This window comes from Streptomyces sp. KMM 9044 (assembly GCF_024701375.2).
In the GTDB taxonomy this organism is placed as follows: domain Bacteria; phylum Actinomycetota; class Actinomycetes; order Streptomycetales; family Streptomycetaceae; genus Streptomyces.
Genome location: NZ_CP113910.1, coordinates 913697 through 939058, shown reverse-complemented (window position 1 = coordinate 939058; position 25362 = coordinate 913697). Strand labels below are relative to the sequence as shown.

Annotated in this window: 25 protein-coding genes and 1 pseudogene; 5 read left to right on the top strand and 21 right to left on the bottom strand. The window is 71.0% G+C overall.

From position 1 onward, the window contains the following. Nucleotides 1-3 precede the first annotated feature (3 nt). The 19 genes and pseudogenes from HUV60_RS04275 to HUV60_RS04185 all read right to left on the bottom strand — a co-directional run. Nucleotides 4-651, bottom strand: a pseudogene (locus tag HUV60_RS04275) (ABC transporter); the annotation flags it as partial. Between the two features lie 231 nt (nt 652-882). After that, a complete protein-coding gene (locus tag HUV60_RS04270; RefSeq protein WP_257852199.1) occupies nt 883-1995 on the bottom strand; it encodes a hypothetical protein in 1113 nt (370 codons plus the stop codon). Between the two features lie 4 nt (nt 1996-1999). After that, entirely contained in the window at nt 2000-4045 is a 2046-nt protein-coding gene (gene fxlM, locus HUV60_RS04265) for a methyltransferase, FxLD system (RefSeq protein WP_257852200.1), read from the bottom strand. Nucleotides 4046-4082: 37 nt separating this feature from the next. After that, on the bottom strand, nt 4083-5144 hold the full coding sequence (locus tag HUV60_RS04260) for a lanthionine synthetase C family protein (protein WP_257853130.1): 1062 nt from the start codon (nt 5142-5144) through the stop codon (nt 4083-4085). A 5-nt stretch (nt 5145-5149) separates the two neighbouring features. Then, nucleotides 5150-7189 (bottom strand): lantibiotic dehydratase family protein, encoded by a 2040-nt coding sequence (locus tag HUV60_RS04255; RefSeq protein WP_257852201.1) that lies wholly within the window; start codon nt 7187-7189, stop codon nt 5150-5152. 88 nt (nt 7190-7277) lie between these two features. Then, on the bottom strand, nt 7278-7463 hold the full coding sequence (locus HUV60_RS04250) for an FxLD family lanthipeptide (RefSeq protein ID WP_161232610.1): 186 nt from the start codon (nt 7461-7463) through the stop codon (nt 7278-7280). 127 nt (nt 7464-7590) lie between these two features. Further along, nucleotides 7591-8058 carry a DUF6082 family protein gene (locus HUV60_RS04245; RefSeq protein WP_257852202.1) on the bottom strand — a complete coding sequence of 156 codons (468 nt, stop codon included), beginning with the start codon at nt 8056-8058 and terminating at the stop codon, nt 7591-7593. A gap of 73 nt (nt 8059-8131) precedes the next feature. Then, nucleotides 8132-8707 (bottom strand): DUF6624 domain-containing protein, encoded by a 576-nt coding sequence (locus HUV60_RS04240; RefSeq protein WP_257852204.1) that lies wholly within the window; start codon nt 8705-8707, stop codon nt 8132-8134. Beyond that, the gene (locus tag HUV60_RS04235; protein ID WP_257852205.1) at nt 8704-9354 is read right to left on the bottom strand and encodes a hypothetical protein; all 651 of its coding nucleotides are present in this window, start codon (nt 9352-9354) and stop codon (nt 8704-8706) included. Before HUV60_RS04235 ends, HUV60_RS04240 begins: the two co-directional genes overlap by 4 nt. Continuing rightward, a complete protein-coding gene (locus tag HUV60_RS04230) occupies nt 9351-9821 on the bottom strand; it encodes a LuxR C-terminal-related transcriptional regulator (protein ID WP_269441121.1) in 471 nt (156 codons plus the stop codon). Before HUV60_RS04230 ends, HUV60_RS04235 begins: the two co-directional genes overlap by 4 nt. Before the next feature lie 141 nt (nt 9822-9962). Next, nucleotides 9963-11216 carry an acyl-CoA dehydrogenase family protein gene (locus HUV60_RS04225; protein WP_257852207.1) on the bottom strand — a complete coding sequence of 418 codons (1254 nt, stop codon included), beginning with the start codon at nt 11214-11216 and terminating at the stop codon, nt 9963-9965. 82 nt (nt 11217-11298) lie between these two features. Further along, nucleotides 11299-11937 (bottom strand): GAF domain-containing protein, encoded by a 639-nt coding sequence (locus HUV60_RS04220; protein WP_257852208.1) that lies wholly within the window; start codon nt 11935-11937, stop codon nt 11299-11301. Continuing rightward, complete coding sequence (locus HUV60_RS04215; RefSeq protein ID WP_257852209.1) at nt 11937-12524, bottom strand: GTP-binding protein; 588 nt, start codon at nt 12522-12524, stop codon at nt 11937-11939. Before HUV60_RS04215 ends, HUV60_RS04220 begins: the two co-directional genes overlap by 1 nt. A gap of 52 nt (nt 12525-12576) precedes the next feature. Beyond that, the gene (locus tag HUV60_RS04210; protein WP_257852210.1) at nt 12577-12984 is read right to left on the bottom strand and encodes a DUF742 domain-containing protein; all 408 of its coding nucleotides are present in this window, start codon (nt 12982-12984) and stop codon (nt 12577-12579) included. Next, entirely contained in the window at nt 12981-13496 is a 516-nt protein-coding gene (locus HUV60_RS04205; protein WP_257852211.1) for a roadblock/LC7 domain-containing protein, read from the bottom strand. The genes HUV60_RS04210 and HUV60_RS04205 overlap by 4 nt, the downstream gene beginning before the upstream one ends. Before the next feature lie 69 nt (nt 13497-13565). Further along, nucleotides 13566-15089, bottom strand: coding sequence for an ATP-binding protein (locus tag HUV60_RS04200; RefSeq protein ID WP_257852212.1), 1524 nt, complete (start codon nt 15087-15089; stop codon nt 13566-13568). A 27-nt stretch (nt 15090-15116) separates the two neighbouring features. Beyond that, entirely contained in the window at nt 15117-17018 is a 1902-nt protein-coding gene (locus tag HUV60_RS04195; protein ID WP_257852213.1) for a glycoside hydrolase family 15 protein, read from the bottom strand. Nucleotides 17019-17066: 48 nt separating this feature from the next. Further along, nucleotides 17067-17246 (bottom strand): hypothetical protein, encoded by a 180-nt coding sequence (locus tag HUV60_RS04190; protein WP_163079956.1) that lies wholly within the window; start codon nt 17244-17246, stop codon nt 17067-17069. Then, complete coding sequence (locus tag HUV60_RS04185; RefSeq protein WP_257852214.1) at nt 17243-17740, bottom strand: DUF6415 family natural product biosynthesis protein; 498 nt, start codon at nt 17738-17740, stop codon at nt 17243-17245. The genes HUV60_RS04190 and HUV60_RS04185 overlap by 4 nt, the downstream gene beginning before the upstream one ends. A gap of 189 nt (nt 17741-17929) precedes the next feature. Between HUV60_RS04185 and HUV60_RS04180 the strand changes: the two genes are divergently transcribed. Together HUV60_RS04180 and HUV60_RS04175 are read left to right on the top strand one after the other, a co-directional pair. Then, complete coding sequence (locus tag HUV60_RS04180) at nt 17930-19318, top strand: Tat pathway signal protein (protein ID WP_257852215.1); 1389 nt, start codon at nt 17930-17932, stop codon at nt 19316-19318. A 72-nt stretch (nt 19319-19390) separates the two neighbouring features. After that, nucleotides 19391-19888: an SAM-dependent methyltransferase gene (locus HUV60_RS04175; RefSeq protein WP_163079955.1), complete on the top strand. Its 498-nt coding sequence runs from the start codon at nt 19391-19393 to the stop codon at nt 19886-19888. Between the two features lie 280 nt (nt 19889-20168). On the opposite strand, the gene HUV60_RS04170 is transcribed toward HUV60_RS04175, so the two are convergent. Further along, nucleotides 20169-20630 (bottom strand): ATP-binding protein, encoded by a 462-nt coding sequence (locus tag HUV60_RS04170; RefSeq protein ID WP_257852216.1) that lies wholly within the window; start codon nt 20628-20630, stop codon nt 20169-20171. Between the two features lie 158 nt (nt 20631-20788). Here HUV60_RS04170 and HUV60_RS04165 point away from each other — a divergent pair, with 158 nt between their 5' ends. Then, nucleotides 20789-22192 carry a helix-turn-helix domain-containing protein gene (locus HUV60_RS04165; protein ID WP_257852217.1) on the top strand — a complete coding sequence of 468 codons (1404 nt, stop codon included), beginning with the start codon at nt 20789-20791 and terminating at the stop codon, nt 22190-22192. Then, entirely contained in the window at nt 22189-23070 is an 882-nt protein-coding gene (locus tag HUV60_RS04160) for an aminoglycoside phosphotransferase family protein (protein ID WP_163079952.1), read from the top strand. The genes HUV60_RS04165 and HUV60_RS04160 overlap by 4 nt, the downstream gene beginning before the upstream one ends. Before the next feature lie 278 nt (nt 23071-23348). On the opposite strand, the gene HUV60_RS04155 is transcribed toward HUV60_RS04160, so the two are convergent. Next, nucleotides 23349-24266, bottom strand: a complete 918-nt coding sequence (locus HUV60_RS04155) for a hypothetical protein (RefSeq protein WP_257852218.1) — start codon at nt 24264-24266, stop codon at nt 23349-23351. 509 nt (nt 24267-24775) lie between these two features. Here HUV60_RS04155 and HUV60_RS04150 point away from each other — a divergent pair. After that, nucleotides 24776-25240, top strand: a complete 465-nt coding sequence (locus HUV60_RS04150) for a hypothetical protein (RefSeq protein ID WP_257852219.1) — start codon at nt 24776-24778, stop codon at nt 25238-25240. Nucleotides 25241-25362: the final 122 nt, after the last annotated feature.

The window sequence follows — 25362 nt, the reverse complement described above, 5'->3', positions numbered from 1 at the left end:
TTGGGGGTGCAGGACGGTCAGGACGGTGGCGCCGGCGGTGAGCGTGGCGGTCGCCGCGAGGACGTCTTGGGCTTCTTCGACGAGGTCGGGTGTGACCTGGGCGCCGCGGTCGGCGATGTCGTAGGCGTCGTTGTAGCCGGGCTTGTTGTTGGCGGCCAGTTCTGCGCCGAGCGCGGCCTCGATCATCGTCAGCTCCGCTGCCCGGCCGAGTACCGGGCGCAGACGGCCGGTCAGCCAGGCGACGGTGATGCCCAGCAGCGCGCGCAGTCCGGTGGCGGCGGCGATGACGGCCAGCTGCGGGGCGGCGTCCCACAGCCGCTCCGTGATGTCACCTGCGGAGATCAGTGCGTTGATCGTGCCCGTGACGGCCAGGAGGCCGAGCGCGGCGAGAACGCCGGTCCCGATCTGGCAGACCAGCAGGCCGATGGCCGCGCTGCGGTCGACGCGCCAGGCCATCTGCACCGAGCGCCGCACGAGCGAGGGCAGGCGCCGCGCCATGGTGCGGGAGGTCAGCTGTGAGCCGGCCTGGAGCCTCGACTCGTCGCGGTAGAGGTACTCCTCCTCTCGAACACTGGCCTGTTGCGGTTCGTCGTCCGGCACGGTTCCTTTGGGTGGTTGCGGCGGCTGGTCCTGTGTAACGGCCGAGGTCATCGTTCCCCCTAGGACGGTCGCTGCGGCAGAGTCGTGAGGTTCAACGACGCGGCTGCGATTTCGAACACACGTCATTCGGTCGTGCTGGATATCCCGCTGTTTCCTGCGTCCGGGGCCCCGAGGGCGCGGAGCCCTGGTCTGGCTTGGGGCGGCTGCGAGCAGGAAATGGCCGAAACGCCGACACCGCCAAACAGCGTCCGCAGTACGGCGCGGCGCCCCAGTCGTGCCCTCCTAGTCGGGATCGGTTTCAGCCTGCAGCAGCGTTTCCAGCTCTGTCTCGGCGTGGTCGACCGCGCCCGTCAGAGCCTCGTGGTGGCGGGCGGACAGGACGCCGGATCCCAGCCCGGCCGTGGTGATCACTCTGTGGAGCGCGTCTGTCGCGCAGTCGTCCAGGGCGGTCCCGGCGAGGGGGTGATGCAGCGCTTCTCGTGCGGCGTAGGCGTCGAGTCGGGCGACGCCGACGAGGCAGTCGAGGATGCGTGCGGTATGGCGTCCGGTGGGGTCGAGTTCCAGGGCTGACAGGCCCACCCGGGTCTGGAAGGCTGCGGTCGGCGGATCGGGGAGGTCAAGGAGCTGGAGGGTGGCTTCCAGGGCGCGGCCGAGGTCGGGTTCAGGCATGGAGGCGGCTGCGGGCCGACAGTGGGCGTGCAGGAGGAGGGCGACGGCTTCCTCCCACGGCTCGGTGGGCTGGCTGGTGTCGATCAGGTCGCGGGCCTGCTCGTCCAGTCCCTGCTCCATCAAGGCCATGATCTTGATCTGGCGGCCGTCGAGGAGCCGGTTGCCGATGCCGCGGTGCTGGGTCATGGCATCGGCGGCTTCAGTCCACCGTCCGATGCGTGCGAGGGCGCGGGCGCCGTCCACGAGTAGCGTGACGTACAGCTCCTGGCATACCGCACGGTGGTCCTCGTCCGTGCCGGTCAGAGCCGAGAGGTCGACGATGCGGCCGTCGATGTCGGTCTTGTTCCGGTGCCGGGCGGCGTCGTTGAGGCAGTGCAACAAGCTGTAGGCGAGTTCGCCGTGGCCTGCGCGGGTCTCCAGCCGGGCGAGGTTGACGAGCGGCATCAGCGACATGAGAGCGACCCGTCCGCTCAGACGGCCAGCGTCGGCGAAGACCTGGTGCTGGCGCCAGCACAGGTCCTCGGCCAGGCGGGGCAGGCCGACGTCGGAGGTGATCAGCGCGGCGTAGTTGAGGACCCCGCAGGCGCGGGCCACCAGGTCGTGGTGGCTCGCACCTGCGGGCGCGACGGTCAGCCCGGTGAGGTGGTTGATGCGCTCCTCCAAAGGCAGCGCGGGCGCCTTGGTGCGGCGGACCAGTGGAATGCGGCTGGCTATCGCGGGGATCATCGGCTCAGCCCTGGCGCGCCCAGTCGACGACCAGTCGGCTGTAGGGCTTGTCGACGACGAAGCGCGGGTCGCCCGCAGTCAGCCGGTCACGCGAGTCGGAGACAGCCATCCGGAAGCCCGGCTCGGGGGCGTCGTTGCCTCCGGTCGCGTCCCAGGCGCGGATCTCGTCCACGACGCGCTCGGCGAGGCCGGCGCCGCCCTCGCCGTGGCCGATTACGCCGACCTCCCAGTACCGGCCCTTCTCGTCCTCGCCCTCGCGGATGGTCAGGTACGCGAGCGACCCGCCGTCGAGGGCGGCCATGGAGCCCCAGCCGAAGTGCGGGGTGAACCCGGGACGCTGGCCCGGCAGCCGGGACAGGCCGTTGGGCAGCACGCAGGCCAGGTACAGGTACAGCCACTCCCACGCCGAGCCCTGCCGGAACTTCACCCCGGTGTAGATCTTGGTCTGCTGCTGGTCGAGGACGGTACGCAGGGCGTCGCGGTCGACGTCCTGCTCGCTGAACGTCTCCAGGCGGACGTTGCCGTCGCCGGCCATGGGGACGAGGGTGTACACGTCGTCGCAGACGCCCTTGCGCAGAGGGATGAAGGTGGCCATCTCGCAGGAGACGGTCTTCCACATGTCCCCGTCGCGTTCGAAGGCGAAGGAGCGGGAGATGCTGCCGCGGATGCGCATCGGCAGGACCAGGCGCCCGCCGGGGGCGAGCTGGTCGAGGATCTTCACGGGGACGTCGCCGGCGCCGACGGTGAAGATGATCCGGTCGTAGGGGGCGTGCTCGGGCAGCCCGGCCGCGCCGTCGGCCATCACCGCGGTGGCGTTGTCGACGTCGGCCTTGGCGAGGTGTCGGCTGGCGCCAGCGACGAGGTCCTGGTCGACGTCGAGGGTCCACACCTGCCCGCCGGGGGAGACGATCTTGCCGAGGAGGGCGGCGTTGTAGCCGGTGGCGGCTCCGGCTTCCAGGACCTTGTGGCCGGGGTGGGCGCCGAGCTGTTCGAGCTGGGTGGCGACGATGGACGGCGCGGAGATGCAGGAGATCATTTCCCCGTGCTCGTCGTGCTTGATCGGGACCGCGTCCTCCTTGTACGCACTCTCCAGGTCGACGCCGGGCAGGAAGGCGTTCCGGTCGGTGGTGCGGAACGCGTCGATGGCCGCCTTGCTGCGCAGGTGGCCGCTGTCGACGAGCCGCTGGGCGAGGGCTTCGCGCAGCTGGATGGGGTCGGTCATGGGTGTCATGGTGGTCTCCATTCGAGGGAGGCTAGGGTCCGCGGATACGGACTTGCGGGTAGACACGTCAGCTCCTTCTTGGGTGGAGAAGGCGACGTGACGGCCGAGCCACGCGGTGGCCGCCTGCACGTCGGCGGGCACGCCCGCGCGGTTGAACGCGAAGATCGCGTGATGGGTGATGACGCCCCGGATTCCGCGTATCAGCCGGCCGCCGGCGGCGAGCCGGCGCAGGCGGCGGCCGGCGTCCTCGAACGCGGCGACGCGTTCGACCCAGCCGGCTTCCGCGTCAGGCCGCAGGGCGGCGTCCGCGTTCATCAGCCGCCGCATCGCGGAGATGGCTTGCTCCAGCGCGGGGCCCTGGGGTGGGGTGACGGGGGGCCGCAGGGCGGCCCACTGGGCGTACACGTCTCCGGCTTCGAACGGGTCCAGCCCGGCCTCGCGGATCATGGCGGACAGCAGCATCACGCTGCGCTCGCGGGCGCCAGGGGTGCCGGTCTCGGCGAGCGCGGCCGGGCTGTCGGCGCAGAACACGTCGTGCGCGACCGCCATGCCCTCGGGGCCGCCGAAGGCATGGGACTCCGGCTCGTACATCCCGCCCGTCCAGCCGGTGATCACGCGGTCGGCGACGAGCTGGTCCAGGAGACCAGTGGTGGGCTGTTCGGTGCGTAGGCGCACGCCGGCGTCCTTGCGCAGGAAGTGAAAGCGGTGGTTGGCCAGCGCGGTCGCCAGGGCCCGGGCGGCGTCCCTGTGCGGGGCGGGGAAGGCCACGGATGCGTGCCACCAGGACGTGGCCGGAGGGATCGGCAGGTTCTCGTCGTCGAAGGTCATAAGTAGGAAACTCCTTGCAGGGCGGCAGGTTTGGGGGTCAGGTGAGCAGGAGGGCGCGGCTCCAGCCGGTGGTATCGGCGGCCTGCAGGGCGAGTTGGGCGCCGGCGCGGCCTTCCATGAAGCCGGGCTTGGGCAGGTGCTTCCAGCCGATGGCCAGCCGTCGGTGCAGGTCCTGGATGATCGGGGTGAAGCGGTCGGGTGCGGGGCTGTCGGCGGCGACCGCGCGGGTGAGCATCAGCAGCCCGGCCCAGCCGTGGCAGAGCGTGGAGTCGGTGATCCGGGCGAGCCGCAGCGGGTCGGTCAGGATGGTCGCGACGGTGTCCTCAGCCGCCCGGCGGCGGGCGATGTCGCCGAGGGCGAGCGCGGCGAGCTGTTGGGCGCGGGCGATGCCGGGCTGGCCGTAGCACCAGGACTGGCGGGCCGGTTTCGCTGCGGGCGGCTGGTCGGCGTCCAGGTGTGCTGCGGTGGACCAGTAGTGGGCGCCGTGCCGGTCGAGCCAGGTGGCGAATGTGCCGACGGCCTCCTCCTGTCCGGGGACGCTGACTTCGGCGCGCAGGGCGAGGGAGAGCACGGCTAAAGGCCCCGCGATGCCGTGGGCCAAGCCGTTGTTGCCGTGTCCGTCGGCCATCTCCTTCCCGTCAGGGCCGACGGCCGACCACCACCCGGGCAGCATCCGGCCGTCACCGCGGACGGGGTGGGCGAGCGCGACGAGGCAGGCGAGCACGTCGGGTAGCCGGGGCGCGATCGGGCGGCGGGACAGCAGCAGTGCGGCGAGCCCGGTCATGCCGCGGATGAGGTCCCATTCGGCGAGGTGGGGCAGCGCGCCGGCCGCCTTGCGACGGTGGGCGGCGGCGAGCCGGGCGTCCACGACGCGGTCGACGGCCGCACGGACGTCGTCGCCAGCCCCGTGGGCGCGGGCCAGGACGAATTCCAGGGCGGGTGCGCCGTGGAAGAGGGATGCGTTGCTGCCGGTGCTCACTCCTCGGACGGTGGCCTGGGTGAGGTGGCGGCGGGCGGTGGCCAGGTCACGGCGCTCGATGTTGAGCAGGGCCATCCCCAGGGCGTCCTCGGACAGGTCCTGCGTGCGGGGCACGGTCATTGTCGTCATGAGCGCCTGGCCAGGGGGACGACGATGCTGTGGGCCCGGTCGCCGATCCACCCGTCAGCGTCGGGCGGGGGTGCCTCGTGCAGGGTGGCGATGCCGAAGGGGCTGGCGTCCAGGTGTGCGCGCAGGAGGTCCAGGTCGACGTCGCGGCTGAGGTCGAGGGGAAGCTGCTGGTCGTCCTCGGCGAGCAGGACTCGTTCGGGCACCCGGAACCGAGAGCGCCAGGCGTGGAGTTGGTCCGCCCACTGCTGGATGGGGGCGGTGCGGGCGGGCAGCGTGCGGCTGCGGATCTTCCACCGGGCGGCGGTGAGGATGGTGCGCCGGTAGGTGAGGGCCGGGGTGAAGGGCAGGGTCCAGGCGGCGCCCCAGTCGAACCAGGTCACCTGAGGGGAGGCGGCCCGGCTGATCTCGCCGAGGAAGCGGGCCATCGGCGGGGTGTAGTTGTTCCACAGGAAGTTGATGGCGGTGGGGGCCAGCAGCTCCAGCGGCTTGCCCGTCGCCGTTTCCACCAGCTGAGGGCGGCCGTCCGCGAGGGTGACCGACAGGTCGCGGGGAAAGAGGACGTGCGGGGCGGGGCGGCGGAATTCGCCGACGCTGACGACGCGGGGCAGGGCCTGGGGCGCACGGGTGAGCAGGTCGGCCAGCACACGCCCGGCGTGGAAGGAGAGCTGCGCGAGTTCCGCCTGCGGATCGACCGTGGGCAGGTTCGCGTACGCCGTCTCGGTGCCGGGGAACAGGTGCCAGAACCGGCCGGTCATCGATCCGGCCGAGCGGGAGACGGTCAACACGCGCAGCCGGAAGTCGCCCCGGTCCAGGGCCGGGACAGAGGGCGCGTGGACCTGCGCGGCCAGTTCGAGGTGGGGCGCCAGGTCGTGAGGTTTGGCGCCGGCCGCTGCTTCCAGTTCCTCGATCACCGCCCCGGTCACTGCGACGGTCCGGCTGCCTTCGGCGGCGGCGGTGCCGGCCAGCTCCAGCAGCAGGCGGTCACGCCGGGACATCGGCCGAGGCGGTTCGCTCGCCGTCACGAACCCGGCCGGGAAGCCCACGCCCCGGTCGGGATCCGTGGCCACCTCCACCGGTACCGTGGTGTTCTCGCCGTAGCGCTCGGAGAACTGCTCGATCCACCGCCGCCAGGTCGGTGTCCCGTTCGGATGGGTGACCAGGCGGGCCAGAACGGTCGCGGCGGTCTCCACTTCGGTCAGCACCTGCTCGGGCAGCCCTACGTCGGCGTCCAGCCGCAGGTCACACGCGGTCCGCAGGTCGGCTGCATGAGCGCGTGCAGCGGGCGGTAAGACGTCGATGGGGTCGACGACGGTGGCGGGCGCGCGCAGCGAGGAGCGCAGCACCCGCACCTGCAACAGTTCACCCAGCAGCCGGTCGCGCGCGGTGCCGCTCACGTCGAGGAACTCCGCGGCCAGCTTGTCGGACAACTGGCGGTACCCGATCGGTGATCGGGCCAGGTCGAGGACGAGACGCAGTGCGGGGCTCAGAGCGATGCGGAAGGCGGCGTCTCCCTCGGAGGGCACGTGGATGTGCTGGTCGCACTGCCGGATCAGGGTGTTGACGCAGACCTCGGTGTCGGCCATGCGCGCGGCGTTGCTCTCCCAGCCGCTGAGGACTTCCTCGAGCCCGGCCGGCTCGGAACGGGCCACGGCCTGATGCTCGTCACCGATGCGGACGGACGTGGTCTGGTCGAAGGCGAGCGGGGCGACGCCGGCGAACAGGCCGTAAGGGGTGGAGCGGCGCGCATAGCGGATCGCGTAGCGGGCGGTGGCCAGCGCCGCCCGGCGCATCCGTCGTACCTTCGGTGTGCGGCCATCGATGATCGACAACACCTGCTCGGCGAGGTGAGGGCTCGCCTGCGACACGGTCCGGCGAAAGTCGGCGTCGGACCACACCGAACTCAGCCACGCGCGCCACGCCTCCGCGGGCGCCATGGATGACGGCCAGGGCGGCATGGCGGGCTCGGTCGTGTGGACCGCGGCGCGCAGCATGGGCTGCCCCGTGGCCTCGTACAGGCTGGGCCGGTGCCGTGTCATCAGGGCTCTCCTCATCTTCTGGCGTGGCGGGCGGGGCGGGCCGGACGGGGAGAGTCCCGTCCGGCCCGCGTTGCCGGGGTAATCCGGCTTATGAGGTGGTGCAGGCGCTGGGGCAGGAGCTGCCGCAGGTGTCGCCCGTACTGCACATCAGGACCGTCTCGGTTGCCGGTGTGCCCTCGATGAAGGTGATGTCGAGCCCGAACGGGTCGTCGTCGGCCTTCACGAGGTCCGCCTGCGCGGGAGCGGTCGGCCTCTCGGCCTGGATGGCGGTCATGCATGCCTCCTAGAAGTGGGTGGTGCGGGATGCCGAGGCCCGGTCGGACCTCGGGGTCTGCTACCAGACGGCGACGGGCGGCGAAGGCGCCTGAGCGGTCGCGCGCCTGGGAGTCGGTGTGGTGCCGTCAGGCCGCAGCGGCTTGCGCCCGCGGGTGATTTTTGGCGGCCCGGTCCAGCACCCGGGTGAAGTGCTCGGCCTGCTCATCGCCCTCGGCCTCCTCGGCTCGGAGGCCGCCGAACCGCTTCCAGTAGCGCTGGCAGACGTCGCCCTCCATCAGCTTCGCGGCGTACCACGGCAGGTGCCCGGCACGGACGAAGCCGAGGCGGTTGCGCAGACTGAGCATGCAGATGAGCTGGTTGGCCTTCAGCAGCTGCATGTACTCCTCGACGTCCATGTCCGCGGGTGTCCAGAGCTTGGCGAGGTCGGGGGTGGTGGACATCTGTGCCAGCCAGTCGAGCTGATTGCGGGCGAGAACCACCTCGTTGCGCTCGGCCTGGTGCCGCGCGTCCTGCCTGAGTCGGACGGCTCCGACCACGGCGGTGGTGAGAGAGACGGCCGCACCGGAAGTCAGGACGGCGGTGGTGAGCTTCATCGGTCAACGATCCTTTCGCAGGGCGGAGTCGTGGCTGGCAGGCCGACTGGTGGAGAACTTGGGGGTCGCGTGTTCACGCGGCCCCCGCGAGGACGAGGGTCGGGGCTTCATCGGCGGAGCTGTCCGGCGTGTAGCGGCGGCGCACCGCCTTGAGAGCGATGGCAAGCGGCGGCAGACCCACGGTCGCCCTGCGCGCGTCGACGGACGCCGGCGCGCTCAGCGGGCACAGCTCGATCCCGTCGGCGCTCAGCAGGAGCTGGGTGCCGTACTCCTGGTCGCGCCCGCTGGTGATGAGGGCGCGGTCGTGCAGGTGCGCCCAGTGCTGGACGAGCGCGTCGCCGGCCTGGACCGCACGCCCGAGCAGGATGGTGGCGGCGCGCTGGAAGGCGGGATCGTCGTCGCTGTGCAGGGCGATGCTCCAGGCGGCGCGGGCCCCGCGGGGGCCGACGAGACGATGGCCGGGCCAGTCGTGGTCGGCCAGGATGCGGCCCAGGATCTTGGTGTTGGCGTGGTCGGTATGACGGCCCTGGCCGAGTTGGACGGCGTTGAGCTGAATGCGTACTCGTTTCGCCCTGTGCGCGGCCGACTGGGCTGCGCGGGAGATCAGTTCGCGGGCGAGGTCGGGTCGTCGGGGCTCGGCGGTCGTCACGCGCTACCCCGATCGTCCGTGGCCGTCTCTGGCGAGTGGACGCGGCAGCCGATGAGGGCGCTCAGCCCGAACCGGTGCTCGGCGGCGAGTTCGAGGCGGGCGACTCGGTCACCCTCTCGTCCTGTGCCGGAACCGCGTACATCCCAGCCCATGTCGGTGAGCCGACGCAGAAGGGCGGCGATGGGGTCGGCGTCCAGGGGATGGCGGGCCAGGGCCTCGGCCCGTACGACGGGAAGGCCCTGCCGGGCGGCGACGTCGGACGCCCACAGGGCGATCAGCCGGGTGATGTCGTCGGGCTGGTCGGGCAGGGTGTGGACGCAGCCGAGGAAGAGGCAGGGACCCTCGCCCCAGCTGAGGCCGGGGTCGTGCTCGGGGATCATGCAGGCCAGCAGTTTCCCGTCCTCGAACAGTCCGGCCGGCTTCGTCTGCGGGTCGCGGAAGAGGGCCGGGACGTCGGCTTGAGCGGGCACTGGGAGACCGCGCAGGGTGAGCCAGCGCTGGCGGTCCTGGACGAGGGCGGTGGCTTCCTCGCGCTCGGCGTCCGTGCGTAACGTGCGCACCTCGTATACGGCGGCCAGGGGCGCCGGAGCGAACGGTGCCGCGGCCGGCCGCCGCTGGTCGGCCGTGGAGGCCGGGGGCCGGGTCACTGGCTCGCTCCGCTCCGCGTCGGCTCGGCCGGCAGCAGGTTCCAGCCGTGCGCCAGGATCACCAGCTGGGTGGTGTCCTGTGCGCCCGTGTCGGCGAGGAGCTGGTCGAGCGCGGCGCGCTGGTCGGCGGGGGCGATCTTGGCGGCGACGGCGATGTCGCGGGCGTCGCTGTGCTCCGCGACGGCTCGCAGCAGCAGCAGCTGGTCCGAGCCGAGCTTCGGGGCGGGCCTGTCCGCCGTAGGAGGGGCCACCTGCCGGGCAGTGAACAGGCGGTGCACGATCACAGGGAGCTTACAGCGCGGCGGGCAGTGGAGGCTTTCACGAATGTCACGGATGTACTGGCGGACGGTCACGGCCGACAGCCCGGTCTGCGTGGCGATCTCCTTCGGCGCGAGGCCGCCTGCCAGGTGCTGGGCGACGCGCTGCAGGGTCGGCGTCAGGGGTGTGATGGGTGCGCTGGTCGTCACGGGCGGGGTCACGGTGTCTCTTTCTCGGCTGGGATGGATGGTCAGGTGGGGGAGGTGCCGCCGGTCCCCGCGGGGGACGGGGGCCGGCGGCACGGGCCCGTGCGCGGCGGTTGGGATTCACGGGGTGCCGCGCACGGGGGCTCATGCGGCGGTCGGGTCGGGTCGTGCCCAGGCGGCTTCGGCGGCGAGGCGTTCGGACCACTGGATGTGGTTCTCGTCGAAGGCGGCGTCGGCCAGGCGTATGCGCTGGACTTCGCCGGTGCCGGCCGGTGGGTAGGTGTGCTGGATGTCGCGCCACAGGCGCTGGAGGACGTAGTCGCGGTCGAGGGCGTGGGCGCCGTGCAGCTCCATGGCGTCCTGGGTGGACTGCATGGCCCACTGGTGTCCGAGGTACTTGGCGTTGATCAGGTCGGCGTCGCAGGGCAAGCCCTGGTCGAGGAGGTGCACGGACTGGTAGGCGAGTATCCGGCCGGCGCGCAGCCGGGCCTCCATGCCGCCGATGCGGTCCCGCAGGACGGGCAGGTCGGACAGGGTGCCCCGGTAGCGGGGACGGGTCTTGAGTCGCGTGGTGGTGGTGTCCACGACGGCTTCGTGGATGCCGAGGCTGACGGCGGCCAGGTTGGGGCGGCCGTAGAGGATGCTGCTGCTCTGTGCTACGGCCAGGCCCTGGCCGACTTCACCGACCACGTTGTCGTCGGGGACGTGGACGTGGTCGAGGTCGAGTCGGCCGGCGGAGAAGCCGTGCAGTCCGAGGCCGGGTCGGTGGTCGGGGATGGAGAGTCCGGGGCGGTCGGCTTCGACCATGAACGCGGTCAGTGCCTGGGAGGTGCTCACGCCGGGCGCGGCGGTGCGGGCGACGACGAGGTGGGCCCCCGCGATGTGGCAGTTGCCGATGTGGATCTTGCTGCCGGTGATCACCCACTCGTTGCCGACGCGTTCGGCGGTGGTCTCGATGCCGCCGATGTGTCCGCCGGCGAGCGGTTCGGTCACGGCGATCGACAGCAGCAGGGAACCGTCCGCGACCCGGGGCAGCCAACGGCCCTTCTGCTCGTAGGTAGCGAAGTGCAGCAGGGCACCCACGGGGATCAAGGTGGCCTGCAGGATGACCGCGGCAGCCGCCGAGACCCGCGCGATGCGGTGGACCAGGACAGTCTTGGCCACGTGTCCGGCGCCCAGCCCGCCGAAGACCGCCGGGACGGTGACGGCGAACCAGCCCCGCGTGGCCATCAGTTCGGCGACCTTGCGCTCCACCCTGCCCGGAGCGGCCTCCATCCGCGCGGTGCGCACCGCGACGTGCTCGGCCGCGAAGGCGTCCGCCTCCTGCCACAACAGGTCGTGGCGGGCGGTGAGATAGGGACGCAGCGCCGGCGGCGGCGTGGTGGGTGTAGCGGACATGGTCTCCCTCTCCCTGGATAAAGGTCGCAACATGGAGCGGCCGGGGATCGCCTACGGCTCCCGGGTGGGGGTGTGGAACGGCCTAGCGGACGGGCGCGCGGGAGATGAGGTCCATCACCTGGGTGCCGGCGTTGATGACGATGTCCCGCAGACGGCGGGCCTCGCTCAGGGGCCGCTTCTCGGGGTCGATGACGCACACCGTGCCCAGCACGGTGCCGCTGTCGTGGATGAGGGGGGCGCCGAAGTAGGAGCGGATCCCGACCGCGTCGACCACCGCGTTGCCGCTGAAGCGCGGACTGGCGTGCACGTCGTGCAGCGGCAGGGCCTTCCTGCGGGTCATGACCTCCGGGCACCAGCCGTGGTCGCGGCTCATGGTGCGCCCGACGATGACGTACCCGCTGTCCGCGGGCGGCTGGTGCAGTCCGACGAAGGTCTGCTCCTCCAGGAACAGGTTGACGAATCCGTACAGGAACCCAGCCTGCTCAGCCATGTCGCGGGCCAGGTCGTCGAAGTCCTCGTTGGCCACGGTGGGAACGCCCAGCCGTGCGAGCAGCTCGTAGCGCTGCGCCAGCTCCGCTTGCTGGGCCGGCTGGGTGGTGAGGGCGGCGCCTGGCGGGGTGAACGGGGCGCGGGTGGCGTCCCGCATGTCGCGTCGCGGCAAGGATCGTGCGGGCGGGGTGGCCTGCGGTGTGCGGTAGGGGTCGGTGGGGTGGTGTGACATCAGGCGTCCTGGAGGGTGGTGGAAGGGGCGTGACCAGCGCGGCACGTGGCGGCGTTGTTCACGGCGTGGTCGACGAGGGTCAGCAGGACGCCGGCGACGTGGTTCGTGTCGCGGGCGTCGCAGGTGACTACGGGTACGGAGGCGGGGAGTTCGAGGGCGGTGCGGACCTGCTCGGGGTGGTAGCGGTGCGCGCCGTCGAAGTGGTTGACGGCGACGACGAAGGGCAGGCCGATGTCTTCGAAGAAGCTGACGGGGGTGAAGCTGGTCTCCAGACGGCGGGTGTCGACCAGGACGACCGCGCCGACGGCGCCGCGGGCCAGGTCGTACCAGAGGTCGACGAACCGGTCCTGGCCGGGCGTGCCGAACAGGAACAGCTCCAGGGGCACGGGCGCGTCGGGCAGGCTCAGGCGGCCGAAGTCGAAGGCGACCGTGGTGGTCTGCTTCGCCTCGATGCCCGCCAGGCTGTCGACGTCCGTGCTCGCCTCGGTCAGGTACTCCTCTGTGCTCAGCGGCGTGATCTCACTGACGGCGCCCACGGCGGTGGTCTTGCCCGCGCCGAAGCCCCCGGCGATGACGATTTTCAGCACAGTCGGAGCAGCGGCCCGTGGGAGCGGCGAACTGCGCAGCACCGCGGCCGGGTCATCCGGCCTGGGGATAGGCGACGGCATCAGGCCACTTCCTCTTCAAGCCCGCGGAAAGGGCTGCCAGCAGTTGGGTAGACGGACCGGATCCCGCACCGGTATCGGCATAGGACTGGGTCAGGGGGACGACCAGGGCGTCGGCGTCCAGGAGGTCGGAGACGAGGATCTTGACGGCGGTGACGGGCCGGCCAAGGCGGCCCGCCAGTTCGACCACCGACCGTTGGCGCTCCCGGCACAGGGCGAGGATCTCCGCGCACTCTTCGGCCTGCGTCGGGCCGGGCCTTCCCGGTCCGGCCTCCAGAACGGTTTCCAGACCGAGCAGGTGCCGCGGCTTGGTACGCCCGCGCGTCAGGGTGTAGGTCCGCACGAACGCCGACTCCTCGGCCGCGCGACCGTACGTGGTCACCGGACCTCTCCGCCCGTGCCGACCCGGACGGGGATCAGCATGTACGGGGCGAACTTCTGGACCAGGCGCCCCATCTCGAACCCGACGGTGCCCGCGTCGGCGTCCCTGGCGGCGATGACGGCGAGGATCGTGTCCACCTCACCGCGTTCGTTGCCGGGGCGGTTGTCGAAGGCCGCGCTGCGCCCGGCGCTCTGGACGAAGAACAGGCAGTCGTCTCGCTCGATGATGACCTGCCGGGCCAGCCTCTTCTTCCTGCTGGGGCCGGTGATGTTCGCCGCGAGGGAGGCCACCCCGCTGAAGGCGGCCGACAGTTCGTCCGCCCAGTCCTTGTCGACGTCGCTGTCCAGCAGCCGCAGTCCGTCGCGCGAGATCAGGACGGCGTGCGTGACGCCCGGCGTCTCGGAGGCGAACTGACGCAGCAGCCAGACCATGCTGTCCCGCTGTCCGCTTGTGGTCGTCGCGGATGCGGGCGTGCCGCCGGTCACGTTGCTCATCGCGGGGTGGGTGCTCATAGGGATTGCTCCAGAAGGGGGAAGGACCAGCGGATGTACCGGGCCACCGGGAACGCGGAAGGACGAGGGTCAGGGTGTGGGGTGCTCTGTCGAGGAGGTAGGGGAACCGGCGGTCCCGCCAGCCTGGATGCCGTTGCGGAAGGCGGCTGCGAGCCCTGGCGTCGCCGCAGCCACGGGGGCTTGCTCCCGCTCGTGTGGTGGACGGAAAGATCCCGTCCGGCGTGTGCGCGTGGGAAGAGCGGGCGCGTCGGCCGAGTCGCCAGCCACTGCGGCTTCCGGCCCCCCTGCGATGCCGGGGCGTGCGACCTGACCCGCCGCCCCCGGGGCGGCAGGAGTCGCGGCAACCCGCTGCGGCTGCCGCCCGGAGGGCCGGACTTCCTCGAGCGGCAACGCGCCCGCATCGTCGACCGGGGCAATCGCCACCAGGAGCCGTGCCGGTATGACGACCAGGGCAGTGGTGCCCCCCGTCACGTTCTCCTGCAGGAGGACGGACAGCCCGTGTGACCGGGCGATCAACGCGGCGACCAGCAAGCCGAGCTGCCCGGCCCGGACTTGGCTGCTGACGTCGACCTCGTCCGGGGCCTTGAGCAGATGGTTCATCTGCGCCCGCGTCTGCGGATGCATGGGGATGGCCCGGTCCTCGACCTCGATGGCCAGCCCGTTCGCCACCCGCTGCGCACGCACCATCACCTTCGTCGCCGGATCGGAGCACTCGCAGGCGTTCTCGATCAGCTCGGCCAGCAGGTGCGTCAGGTCCGGACCCACATGGCCGGGCAGACCCAGCTCGGCGCCCACGGGCCCGGCCGCGACAGCCACCCGCGGATACTGCACGACCTCGGAGACGGCACCGCGCAGGGCCGTCGTGACAGGAACGGGCCGGCGCACGCTGCGCAGGGACTGCCCGCCCAGCACCGCTGTGCTCTCCACCTGGCGGCGCATCCGCGTCACGAGGTGGTCAATCTCGAAGATCGCGGCCAGCAGCTCCGGGTCGTCGGTCAGCATCTCCAGCCGACTCAGTGCCTGGAGTGCCTTGCTGACCAAGGCGTGCTCCCGCATGGCCAGGCGGCGCAGCACCTCCAGGAGGACCACGGACTGCGACTCGTCGTGCACGCGGATCAGCGACGCGATGGCCTGCGCCTGGAGAGCACTCAACGCGTTGTCGATCCCGGCGTTCGCAGTGGGCGACTGCGGCGTCTGCGGGTCCGGCAACGGTGGGCGTTTTCCACGGCACAGCTCGTCCGCCGACCACTGCACCGACTTTTCGACGGCTGCCGCTGCCCCTGCGACCGCTTTCAGTGCTGTCGCCTCGCAATCCTCCACGGCCGACTGCGCGGCTCTGGCGACGGTGCGCGCTCCGTGTGCCGCCACCGTGACGACGCCCGCCAGTCCGCAGACGAGGCCGGCCAGGACCCAGCCGGGGCCTACTGCGGACACCGACCGGAGAGCGAAGGCGGTGACCAGCAGCGCGGCAAGGAGAGCCAGGGGCAGTGCCACGGCGCGGCGAGCGAGGTGCAGCGTGTTCGCGTCGACCGGGGGCCGCCGTCTGCGGTGGCCGGTAGCGGCAGGCCGTGCCGGGAAGGCGCTGTCAGACATGGGAATCCTCGTCAAGGGGTGGGGTGGCTATGCGTGCTGCGGCGTCAGGTCTGCGGTGCTCTGGCGCGTGCTGCGGGAGGTCGAGCGGGGCGTCGGAACCGCCACCGCGCCGTGCTGGCGGGAGGGCCCCGTCGTCAGGAGCTGAAGGAGCAGGGCACTCTGGATCAGGCCCATGTGGCTGAACGCCTGCGGGAAGTTCCCGAGCTGGCGCTGCCGGACGGGGTCGTACTCCTCCGCCAGGAGCCCGAGGTCGCTGCGCAATGCGAGGAGGCGCTCGAACAAGGCACGGGCTTCATCGAGGCGGCCAGTCAGGGCCAGGCCATCGACGAGCCAGAAGGAGCAGACCACGAAGGTGCCCTCATTGCCCTTCAAACCGTCCACCCCAGTGCGCTTGCCGCGGGTCCGATACCGATGCACGAGCCCGTCCTCCGCGGAGAGTTCACGACGGACGGCGTCCACCGTGCCGATGACGCGCGGGTCGTCGGGCGGCAGGAAGCCGGTGCGGGGGATGAGCAGCGTGGCGGCGTCCAGTTCCTTCGAGCCGTAGGACTGGGTGAAGGTGTTGCGCACCGGATCGAAGCCCCTGGTGCAGACCTCCCGGTGGATCGTCGCCCGCAGTTCGACCAGGGGGGCCAGGTCCATGTCGAGCGCGCCGGCTTCGGCCAGGCGGATGGTGCGGTCGACCGCCGCCCAGGCCATCACCTTGGAATGGACGAAGTGCCGGCGGGCCCCGCGGATCTCCCAAATTCCCTCGTCGGGCTCCTGCCAGCGCTGCGCCAGGTGCTCGACGAGCCGCTGATGCAGGACCGCGGTGTCGGCGCAGTGGGCGACACCGCTCTGATGCGCGAGATACAGGGTGTCGATCACCTCGCCGTACACGTCCAGCTGCAGCTGATCCGCCGCGCCGTTTCCGACCCGGACTGGGGCCGAGCCCTCGTACCCAGGAAGCCAGGGAAGCTCCCGTTCCCGCAGATCACGCTCCCCGGTGATCCCGTACATAATCTGCAGGTTCTCCGGGTCGCCGGCCACGGCACGCAACAGCCAGCGCCGCCATGCCTGCGCCTCTTGCCGGTATCCGGTCCCCAGCAGCGCGGCCAGGGTCGTGGCGGCGTCGCGCAGCCACGTGTAGCGGTAGTCCCAGTTCCGGTTGCCGCCGATCTCCTCGGGCAGCGACGTGGTCGGCGCAGCGACGATTCCGCCGCTCGACCCGTACGTCATCGCTTTCAACGTGATCAGGGAACGGACCACGGCCTCGCGGTAGGGCCCGTCGTAGGTGCACTCCTGCGTCCAGTCCTGCCAGAAGGCGAGCGTCTCGGAGAGCGCGGCCTCCGGATCAAGAACGTCGGGCGCGGCGGCGTGGGACGGGCACCAGCTGAGCACGAACGCCACGCTCTGCCCGGCCCCGATGACGAAGGCGCCGACGACCACGCCGTCCTTTTCCACCTGCGGAACGCAGGTGTCGAGCCACAGAGCGTCCGCGCCAGCCTCCGCGACCATGCGCCCACCGACCTCGTGGAGCCACGGGCTGACGCTGCCGTACCCCGGCCGAGGACGCATGGCCGAGACCATCTCCACCTCGCCGCTCAGGCCCTCGACGATCCGGATCACCTGCGGGGTGCCGTCGCGCGGCGGCATGAAGTCCAGGACGCGGACCGAACCCGCCGGGGTGCGCCACACCGATTCGAGGACGAGCGAGTCACCGCGGTACTGGCGCTTAGCGACCTTCTCTGAGCCGCTCCGGCCTGCGGACGAGGCCGGTGCGATCTGCCAGGAGCCGTGCTTCTGCGTACCCAGGAGCCCGGCGAAGACAGCTGGCGAGTCGAAGCGGGGCAGGCACAGCCAGTCGATCGAACCGTCATCGCAGACGTGGGCGCTGGTCTGCGTGTCGCCGATCAGGCCGTACTGCTCGATGTGCGGAAGCCGATTCATCGTGTGGATCTCCGTGAACCCCGCAGGTCCGGGGTCGTATCGGGGCCGTCACAGCGGCCGGGAACGGTGGGCGGAAGGCAGGTCGGTGTTCGCCGGGGAGAGGAGGAGCGTTGCCGGGCGGCGGCAGGTGCTCGGCGGCTCGCGCAGGGCCGCCCGCTCGCCGCGAAGCATCAGCCAGGCCGTCGGCCCGAGAATCAGAGCGATGACGACGGCACTGGTCACGGTCATGTCCGCGGCACCGAAGCGGCGAAGACCAGGCAGGCCAAGGCGAGGGCGAAGACGGCGCCGCGCAGCACGTTGACTGTCGGCCCCGGCCAACGCCGCCCGCTCTCCCCGCTGATCGGCCCGGGATCGCCGCGTTCCACGTAAGCCGTCAGTTCCTGGGTGGCCTCGGCGAGCCTGACCAGGTACACCCGGCTCGACACATAGCCCTCGGGGATGCTGTCGGAGCAAAGCTGCTGCGCGCGTAGCAAGGCGGGAACATCCGGAGCGGTCCGTGTGCCCAACTGGGCAATGTGGCCGCGCAGAAGGCGAACGAGGTCCTCCACGTCGGCAGCGCTCTCGGGTAGTGGCGAATCCTCGCCCAGCACCAGTGTCACCGTCTCCGACGCGGCCACCACGTGATCGCGGTCCGGCGCCGGTGCCTCGGTGACGGGCGCTTGCCGCCCGCGTCCGCCCACGAGCTGGCTGCCGTCTCGGCGAGGGTCCAGCGATAGGCGCATGCCACAACTCCTGTTCGGATCAAGCCAAAGTGAGCCGAGATCGCCCGTCGGAGGCGTCGGTCGGCGTGCGATGTGAGTGATCTGGCCGCTACGTTGAGCGAACCGCGAATCCCGTCCGAGGGATATGCCTTCGCGGACGGGAAGGCCGCCAAAGGCGCCAAAGATCATTACGGAACCGAGGGGCAGCCCATGGCCCGTGAACGCAATGTCGCCCTTGCCGCACTCCTGCGCGAAGCAGGCTGGTCCCAGCCGCAGGCAGCCGCCGCCGTTGCCCGTGTGGCTGCGGAGTGCGGAGTGCGTGAGCTGGAGGCGATCTCCCGCTCGCACATCTCCATGTGGGTGCTCGGCACGAAGCCGAGTGGCAGAGCGCCGCATATCCTGCGCGAGACGCTGTCCCGCAGACTCGGCCGCCGGCTCTCCCTGGCTGACCTCGGGCTGGAAGAAGAGCCGACAGGCACGACTGACACCGGATCCGACTGGAGCGTCGACCCTCTGACCGCACTGGCCGAGCTGGGAAGCGACGATCTCGACATGCACCGACGCAAGCTGCTGGCCACCGCCGCCTACTCCGCAGCCGATCTCGCCCTGCCCACCACCTCGTGGTGGGCAGCCGCCCCCGCCGCAGCGGCGAGCCGCCGACCGGCCTCCTCGCGCTCGGTGACCCAAGCCGACATCGACGACGTCCGCGATCTCACGGTCTACTACTCCGCACGCGACCAGCAGCGAGGCGGCGCAACCGGCCGCAAAGCCCTCGCCAGCCACCTGCTCGACGAGGCGGTGCCGCTGCTCGGCGGCCGATTCCGTACAGATCAGCTCCGCCGCGCCGCGCACTCCGCCGTCGCAGAGATGACCTACCTCGCCGGCTGGATGGCCTTCGACGCCGGCGAACACCGCACCGCCCAGCGCTACCTCACCATCGCCGCCCGGATCGCGGCGGAGGCCGGCGACGGACCGCTCGGCGGCCACGTCCTGCGCGCCCTCGCCCACCAGGCCGTCGACCTCGGGCATCCGCGCAGGGCGCTCGCCCTGGCCGACGCCTCGATGTCCCGCGACCGCTACGGCCAGGCCAGCCACCGCGAGAAGGCGCTGCTGGCGATCGTGCACGCCCGCGCACTCGCGGCCGACGGTGACCGCGCCAGCACCCTCGCGGCCATCAGCCGCGCAGAGCGTGACCTCGCCCGCGCCGACACCACCGAAGCGCCCGCCCGCGTCAGCTTCTTCCAGGAAGCCTCCCTCGCCCACGAGACGGCCTGCGCTTTGCGCGACATAGGTCAGCCCATCGACGCGGAGATCCACTTCAAGCGGAGCGTGGCCACGCGCCGGCGCCAGCAGTTCGCCCGCACCCACAGCGTGACGCTCGGCTACCTCGGCGCAGTCCAGGTGCAGCGGGGAAACCTCGACGAGGCATGCGCAACCTGGAACGAAGCACTCGACGCCATGACGGGCGTCCAGTCCGGCCGGGCGCGTGACGTCATCGTCCGAATCCAGAGTGACCTCTCGCCCGTCCGGCAACGCGAAGGCCGCCATGTCAACGAGCTGGACCGCCGGGCGCGCGGCATGCTCCGGGCCATAGGCTGATCGCGACGCGGACGCTCGACGCCCCACGGCAGCCCGCGGACCAGCATCGTGCGAAGAGAGGAACCAATACCGGTGACGACGTACGAGGTCGAATCGATCGCAACGGTCGTCGGCGGCCACACCCGCGTCCAGGACGATTACCAGGGCGGGGTCCAGTCGGTGATCCGACTCAACGAGGCGTACCCCCTCGAAACCCTGCAGGGAATCGACGAGTTCTCCCACCTGACTGTGACGTGGCGCTTCCACCTGGCACAGTCCGAGGACGTGCAGCTCCACGCCCGCAGCCCCAGGGGCAACGTGCAGTGGCCAGCGACCGGAACCTTCGTCCACCGAAACCATCGGCGCCCCAACCAGATGGCTGTCAGCTACCCGAGGCTGCTGAGCGTGGACGGCCGCGACCTTCTGGTGACCGACCTCGACGCAGTCGACGGGACGCCGGTGATTGACCTGGCCCCCTACTTTCAGGAAATGGGGCCCCGAGGTTCCGTCCGTCAGCCGGCCTGGCCGGGCGAGATGCTCGCCGACTACTGGCGCGACGCAGCGGAGCGCCCGGAGGCAGGCTTGCCGTAACTCCACGACGCTGTAGCCCCTGCGGGCGTACACCACGTCCTGCCCGCGGGGACGCTGAAGGTAGACCAGGAAGTACGAGCGACCTCGCTGACGCCGCCCTACCAAAAGAGGTCTCGCGTGAGGGCCGTGCCCCAACTCGAAACTGTCATTCGATTCTTCCGAGCGCAGCGTCGCTGACGATGAACCGCTGTCGGCCTTCGTGTCGGCGCTGGGGAACGGCGTCGAATGCCGGCACATGATGGTGGTCCTTTCGGGTCTCGTCAGAGGCAGGGGAATGCGACTACGCGGAGTGCAGGATCGTGACCCAAACGTCTTTGCCGTGGGCAGTGGACGAGCAGCCGTATCTGTCGCTGAGCGTCTTGATCAGCATCAGGCCGCGACCGCTCTCGTCGTTGTCGCCTGCCGAGACGGCGGCTGGGAGCCAGGGGTGCGGGTCACTGACGCACAGGAAGACCCCGTCGGGGGTCCGGGTGAGGACGACCTTCACTGGAACCGAGGACTCGTCCTCCTTGCGGGCGTACTGGAAGGCGTTCGTCAGTAGCTCGGACGCAGTGAGAGTGACCCGCCAGTCGAGTTCGGTCAGGCCCCACAGACGGAGGCACGCACTGACGAGGTCGCGTACGCCCGAGACAGCAGCGGCTGTCAGAGCGACGTCGATTTCGCACGCTCCGGAACGCGTCCGGACCGCAGCGCTTGTGCCCTCTGCAACGGGCCGTTGAGCCTCCATCAGGTCTGCTTTCACGGGGAGTCCCTCGTTCGACGAAATCTCTCCAACCGGCGCCGGATGCGGTGTGTACTGGGGTGGCGGCCGTGAGCAACCATTGAGCCAGGCCGACAGGACCGCGTGCAGATCTTGATTCGGAAACCTCGATCTTCCGTTTCGCGAGCGAGGAACAGCCCATGCCAAGACCCGAGAAGCAATTGACTCCGGACGCGTCCCCGCGTGACTGGTTCGGTCATGAGTTGCGGACCTGGCGTAAGAAGCGCGGCCCTCTTACGCACGCCGAGTTGGGCGCGAAAGTGCAGGTCAGCGGTTCACTCATCGAGAAGATCGAGAAGGGGACTGCTACCTGTTCGAAGGACTTGGCTGAGCGCTTGGACGAGGTCCTGCAGACAGGCGGAGTCCTCACCCGGGCGTGGGGGATGGTGTTCGGGCAAACGGAAAAAGCCCGTCCTGAAACGGAAAGTGCACCCCCTGGCAGGGCGGAGGTGCCGATTCAGGTCCATGAAGGCCGCATCCTGGGCAGAGGTAGCACAACATCTCCAAGCGGGAGCCCTGCCTCTGTGGACCGTCGCGCCTTCCTCGCCACGAGCGGCCTTGCCGCCATCGCCCCCATAGACCTCGTCCACCTCGTGACCCCAGCAGCTCCCCGGGAGATCCCGACTCGGATCCGCCCGCGCGAGATCAGGCAGCTGAAGTCGCTGGCCGATGTCATCCATCGCCAGGACAACGAGTACGGAGGCGGCGGCGCGGTGCGAGAACTCGCCCGCGGTGCCATCATGTGGGGTGCCTCCCTGCTACCTGTGCCCTGCCCAGAGCCCCTGCGGCCCGAACTCTTGGCCTCTGTCGCTCGGTTAGGGATTGTCGTCGGCGCCTCGCAGTTCGACGCGTACGCCCACGATGATGCCCGAGTCAGCTTCCGGCTAGCCGCTGAGTGCGCGGAAGAAGCCGGGGAGTGGCACCTGCGCGCCAAGACGTACTCGTTCATGGCCCGGCAGGAAATCTGGGTCGGAGATCCGGATACTGGCCTAACCCACGCAGAGAAGGGTCTGGTGCGCTCCGACCGGCTCACCGCCACCGAGCGTGCCATGCTGCACACGGCACGCGCCCGCGCCTTCGGTAAGATGCGCGACGTAGCCAACACCCTGCGCGCGGTCGGAGAAGCCGACGCCGCGTTCGAACAGTCCGACCCGGCACAGGATCCGCCGTGGATGGCCTACTACGACTACGCCCAGCACCACGGCGATACCGCCCACGCGCTGTTCGACCTCGCGGTCCACGCGGACCAGGACCCCGGGCAGGCGGCCCGCCGCTTCGAGATCGCGGTCAAGGGTCACGGCAACGCCTTTGCACGATCGCGCGCCATTTCCGAGACAAAACTCGCTTCCCTGGTCATGGCCAAGGGCGACGACCCGCGGCACGCGGTCGTGCTCGGCCACCGAGCGCTGGATGACGTCGGCAAGCTGACCTCCTGCCGGGCTGCCGAGGACCTGCGGGAACTCGCCCGGTACGCAGGCCGGCACCGGAACCTCCCCGAGGCCAGCGACCTGCGTGAGCGCATCGCGGCTACGGTGCAGGCGTGACTACTTCGCCCACGCCCACCCAAGCCGTACTTGAGGAGGCGTGCCTCGCAGCCGGCCTCGACGCGACCAACGCCCAACCGATACGGATCGCCGAGAACGCCATATGGCGTCTGCCCGGGGGAGTGGTGGTGCGAATCGCCCGGCCCGGACAGTCCGCCGCCGCAACGCGCGAGGTTCAGGTCGCCCACTGGCTGGCCGCCCAGGGCGTGCCCGCCGTACGCGCCCTTGACCTGCGGCAGCCGGTAGCAGCCAGCGGGCACCCGGTGACGTTCTGGCAAGAGCTGCCGCCACACGAGATCGGGACCGTCACCGACGTCGTCGTGCTCCTCAAGCAGTTGCACGCCCTGCCGAAACCAGACCTGCCACTGGGTGAGTTGGACCCATTCGTCCGGCTGGTTGAGCGCATCGACGCAGCGATCACAATCTCTGACGATGACCGGCTGTGGCTGAAGGGCCGGCTTGAAGATCTCAAGCAGCAATGGGCTTCGAGGCCGAAGGGCCTGCCGGAGTGTGTAGTCCACGGAGATGCATGGGTCGGCAACGTGGCGCGCACGGAGGCCGGCCCGTTGTTGATGGACTTCGAGCGCGCTTCGTTCGGCCCTCCGGAGTGGGATCTCGTGTCGACCGCGGTGAAGCTCACCACGACCGGCGCGGTATCTGCCGAGGAGTACGCCGCATTCTGCGAGACCTACGGCGCTGACGTCACGGAGTGGGAAGGGTATGAACTTCTGGCCGGCGCGCGAGAGCTGCGGATGACGACGTACGCCGCGCAGCACGCCGCCACCCGCCCGGAGTGGCGGCGCGAGGCGCAGTACCGCATCGACTGCCTGCGCGGCCGGGCAGGGGCACCGCCGTGGCGATGGAAGGCAATCGTGTAGCCCGCGGACAGGCTGACAACCAGATACTCAAGCAGGGGCGGTACCGGTGTTCGGCATGCGGGAACATCAGGTGGGCCGGGCGGTCAGCACTGGGCGACATGGATGCCTGGTCTGCACTCGGCAGCCGTGATTTCGGCGCTCAGCCAGGTGTGGTGGCAGATTTGGGAGGACGGCGGCCCAGGAACGGAGCCGAGGATCACAGCCCGCTTGGCGTACAACGGAAGGCGTGCCGGAGTTCAGCGTCGGACCACCATGGCTGCCGTGCGGGGTGTCGGTGTTCAGTGCCGGGCTGCCACGGCTGCCGCAGCCGCGGTCAGGATGCGGTGCAGGACGGGGATCGGGATCGCCGGGTTGGTGACCGCTGCGCATGCCGTGTCGCGGTCGTGCAACAGCCCGGCCAGGACGCGGGCCGGCAGCCGCGGATTGCGCACCGCGGTGTCACGGACGTGGGCCTCCGGGTCGTTCAGCAGCCGCACCGCGTCGGCCGGTGACAGCCGGGGGTCCTCAGCCGCGCGGCGGCGCACCTCGGCTTCGGGATCCCGGGCCAGGCGTGCGACGTCGGCCGGTGTCGACTCCGGATCGTCCAGGGCCAGGCGGCGCATTCGCCCGCTGGGGTCGGCGGTGTAGCGCAGCAGGCCCGCACGGGGGAAGTTGGGATGGCCGCGGGGCCGACCGGGGTGGCTGAAGCTGCCGTCCCACCAGCGCCAGACCTCCAGCAGCATGTCGGCCGGGGCGTCCTCGCACGATTCGGTGAGGAACAGGCGGACCGCCCGGTCCTCGTCCCGCGCCAGGCGCGCCACGACATCCGGCGGAAGGTGCCGGGCTCGAGCCACACTGCGGCGGACCAGTGGGTGGGACGACGCGGCGAGACGGCGCATCGCGTCGGCGTCGCCGTGCAGCTCCTCGACCCAGGGCAGGGTGTGCGACATCGACGTCGGGTCGAAGTCGTGGCGGACCGCGGCACGTTGCTCCTCGGTGAGGTCGGAGCGCAGCGCCACCGCGGAGCGGATGTCGTCCTGCGGGTCCTCCGCCAGCACGGCGACGCCGTGCGCGCCCAGGCTCGGGTTGGCGGCCAGCGCCCGACGTACTTCCGCGTCCCCGTCCCGGACCAGCTCCGCCTCCAGGTCGGGCGCGAGGCGGCACCGTTCGAGCGCTGGCCGCGGTTCGGGCAGGGCGGCGAAAACCTCGCGAGGCATGGGTACGCCGTGTGGTGGGCGAGCAGCGCAGCCGTGCGCACCGCGTCGTCGGTGTCGGCCAGCAGCCGCTCCCGCAGCGGCGCGGCGAGGTCCTCCCATCGGGCACAGGCGGCCGACCGCACCCGGGGATCGGCGTCGGCCGCGAGGTCAGGGAGGTGCCGTGCGGGGAGCCCCGGGAGTTCGGCGGCTCGTGCGCGGGAGGGGCCGGCGAGGAGGTCGTCGTACAGGTCCTCGGGGAGTTCGGCGCCCCAGACGCAGGCGCGCTCCGCCCAGAGCACGCGCCGATGGGGCGACGGCTCGGCGCGGACCAGACGTACCCACTGATCGGACGTGAGCTTGGGCCGGAAGGTGTCGGCGGGCCTTGACCGCACCCGCGGATCGGGGTGTGCCACGGCGGCGTCGAGGACGGCGGGCCGGTCGCATCCGTGTAGGAAGCCCTCCTCCACATCCAGCAGCCGGATCAGCAGTTCGTCCGTCGCAGCCGGATTGAACCCGATTCCCTCCGCCCAGTGCAGAGGCCACGCAAGTCGGCCGGGCACCGCCGCCCACACCTCGGCGCGCTCGACCTCCGTCTCGCGCCCGGCGGCCTCGGCGGCCTCCTCCAGCCGCTCCGGCAGTCGGTCGAGGGCCGTCACCCGAGGCCCGCCCTCGCCGGGCACCTCGGCAAGCAGCACCTGCCCGTCGAGGGAGAGCGCCACGAACCCGGGGTCGCCGGTCAACTCCGGCACGCCGCTCCCGGCGTGCCGGACCCGGGTCCACCAGGAGTCGTTGCCGCCGATCCGGTGCCCGAGGACGGCCACCAGAAACTCGCCGTCGATGTCGCGAAGACGGCGCCACCACGCGGCATCGAGCGCTTCCCGGGCCACGCCGTCCGGCGCCGCGATCCCCCGCGCGATCCGCCAGCCGGCCTCCGGCGGGAACAGGCTGCCCGGGCGCACGTCCTCGACGACCGTGAGACCGGCGCGTTCGAGTAGTTCGTGGAGCTTCTTCTGGTGCCGCACGCGGTCATGATCCCCGCCGGCTCGCGGTGGGACAAGGCCCTCAGCCCAGGCCCAACCGGCCCTCACTCGCGCACACGTCATTGACGGCGACGCCG

Coding starts and splice junctions, on each gene's coding strand:
- fxlM (WP_257852200.1), bottom strand. CDS start 4,045: ATGACCTTCGACGACGAGAACCTGCCGATCCCTCCGGCCACGTCCTGG.
- HUV60_RS04250 (WP_161232610.1), bottom strand. CDS start 7,463: ATGACCGCCATCCAGGCCGAGAGGCCGACCGCTCCCGCGCAGGCGGAC.
- HUV60_RS04195 (WP_257852213.1), bottom strand. CDS start 17,018: ATGAATCGGCTTCCGCACATCGAGCAGTACGGCCTGATCGGCGACACG.
- HUV60_RS04260 (WP_257853130.1), bottom strand. CDS start 5,144: ATGACCGTGCCCCGCACGCAGGACCTGTCCGAGGACGCCCTGGGGATG.
- HUV60_RS04245 (WP_257852202.1), bottom strand. CDS start 8,058: ATGAAGCTCACCACCGCCGTCCTGACTTCCGGTGCGGCCGTCTCTCTC.
- HUV60_RS04270 (WP_257852199.1), bottom strand. CDS start 1,995: ATGATCCCCGCGATAGCCAGCCGCATTCCACTGGTCCGCCGCACCAAG.
- HUV60_RS04185 (WP_257852214.1), bottom strand. CDS start 17,740: ATGCGCCTATCGCTGGACCCTCGCCGAGACGGCAGCCAGCTCGTGGGC.
- HUV60_RS04205 (WP_257852211.1), bottom strand. CDS start 13,496: ATGAGCACCCACCCCGCGATGAGCAACGTGACCGGCGGCACGCCCGCA.
- HUV60_RS04200 (WP_257852212.1), bottom strand. CDS start 15,089: ATGTCTGACAGCGCCTTCCCGGCACGGCCTGCCGCTACCGGCCACCGC.
- HUV60_RS04225 (WP_257852207.1), bottom strand. CDS start 11,216: ATGTCCGCTACACCCACCACGCCGCCGCCGGCGCTGCGTCCCTATCTC.
- HUV60_RS04180 (WP_257852215.1), top strand. CDS start 17,930: ATGGCCCGTGAACGCAATGTCGCCCTTGCCGCACTCCTGCGCGAAGCA.
- HUV60_RS04155 (WP_257852218.1), bottom strand. CDS start 24,266: ATGCCTCGCGAGGTTTTCGCCGCCCTGCCCGAACCGCGGCCAGCGCTC.
- HUV60_RS04220 (WP_257852208.1), bottom strand. CDS start 11,937: ATGTCACACCACCCCACCGACCCCTACCGCACACCGCAGGCCACCCCG.
- HUV60_RS04165 (WP_257852217.1), top strand. CDS start 20,789: ATGCCAAGACCCGAGAAGCAATTGACTCCGGACGCGTCCCCGCGTGAC.
- HUV60_RS04255 (WP_257852201.1), bottom strand. CDS start 7,189: ATGACACGGCACCGGCCCAGCCTGTACGAGGCCACGGGGCAGCCCATG.
- HUV60_RS04190 (WP_163079956.1), bottom strand. CDS start 17,246: ATGACCGTGACCAGTGCCGTCGTCATCGCTCTGATTCTCGGGCCGACG.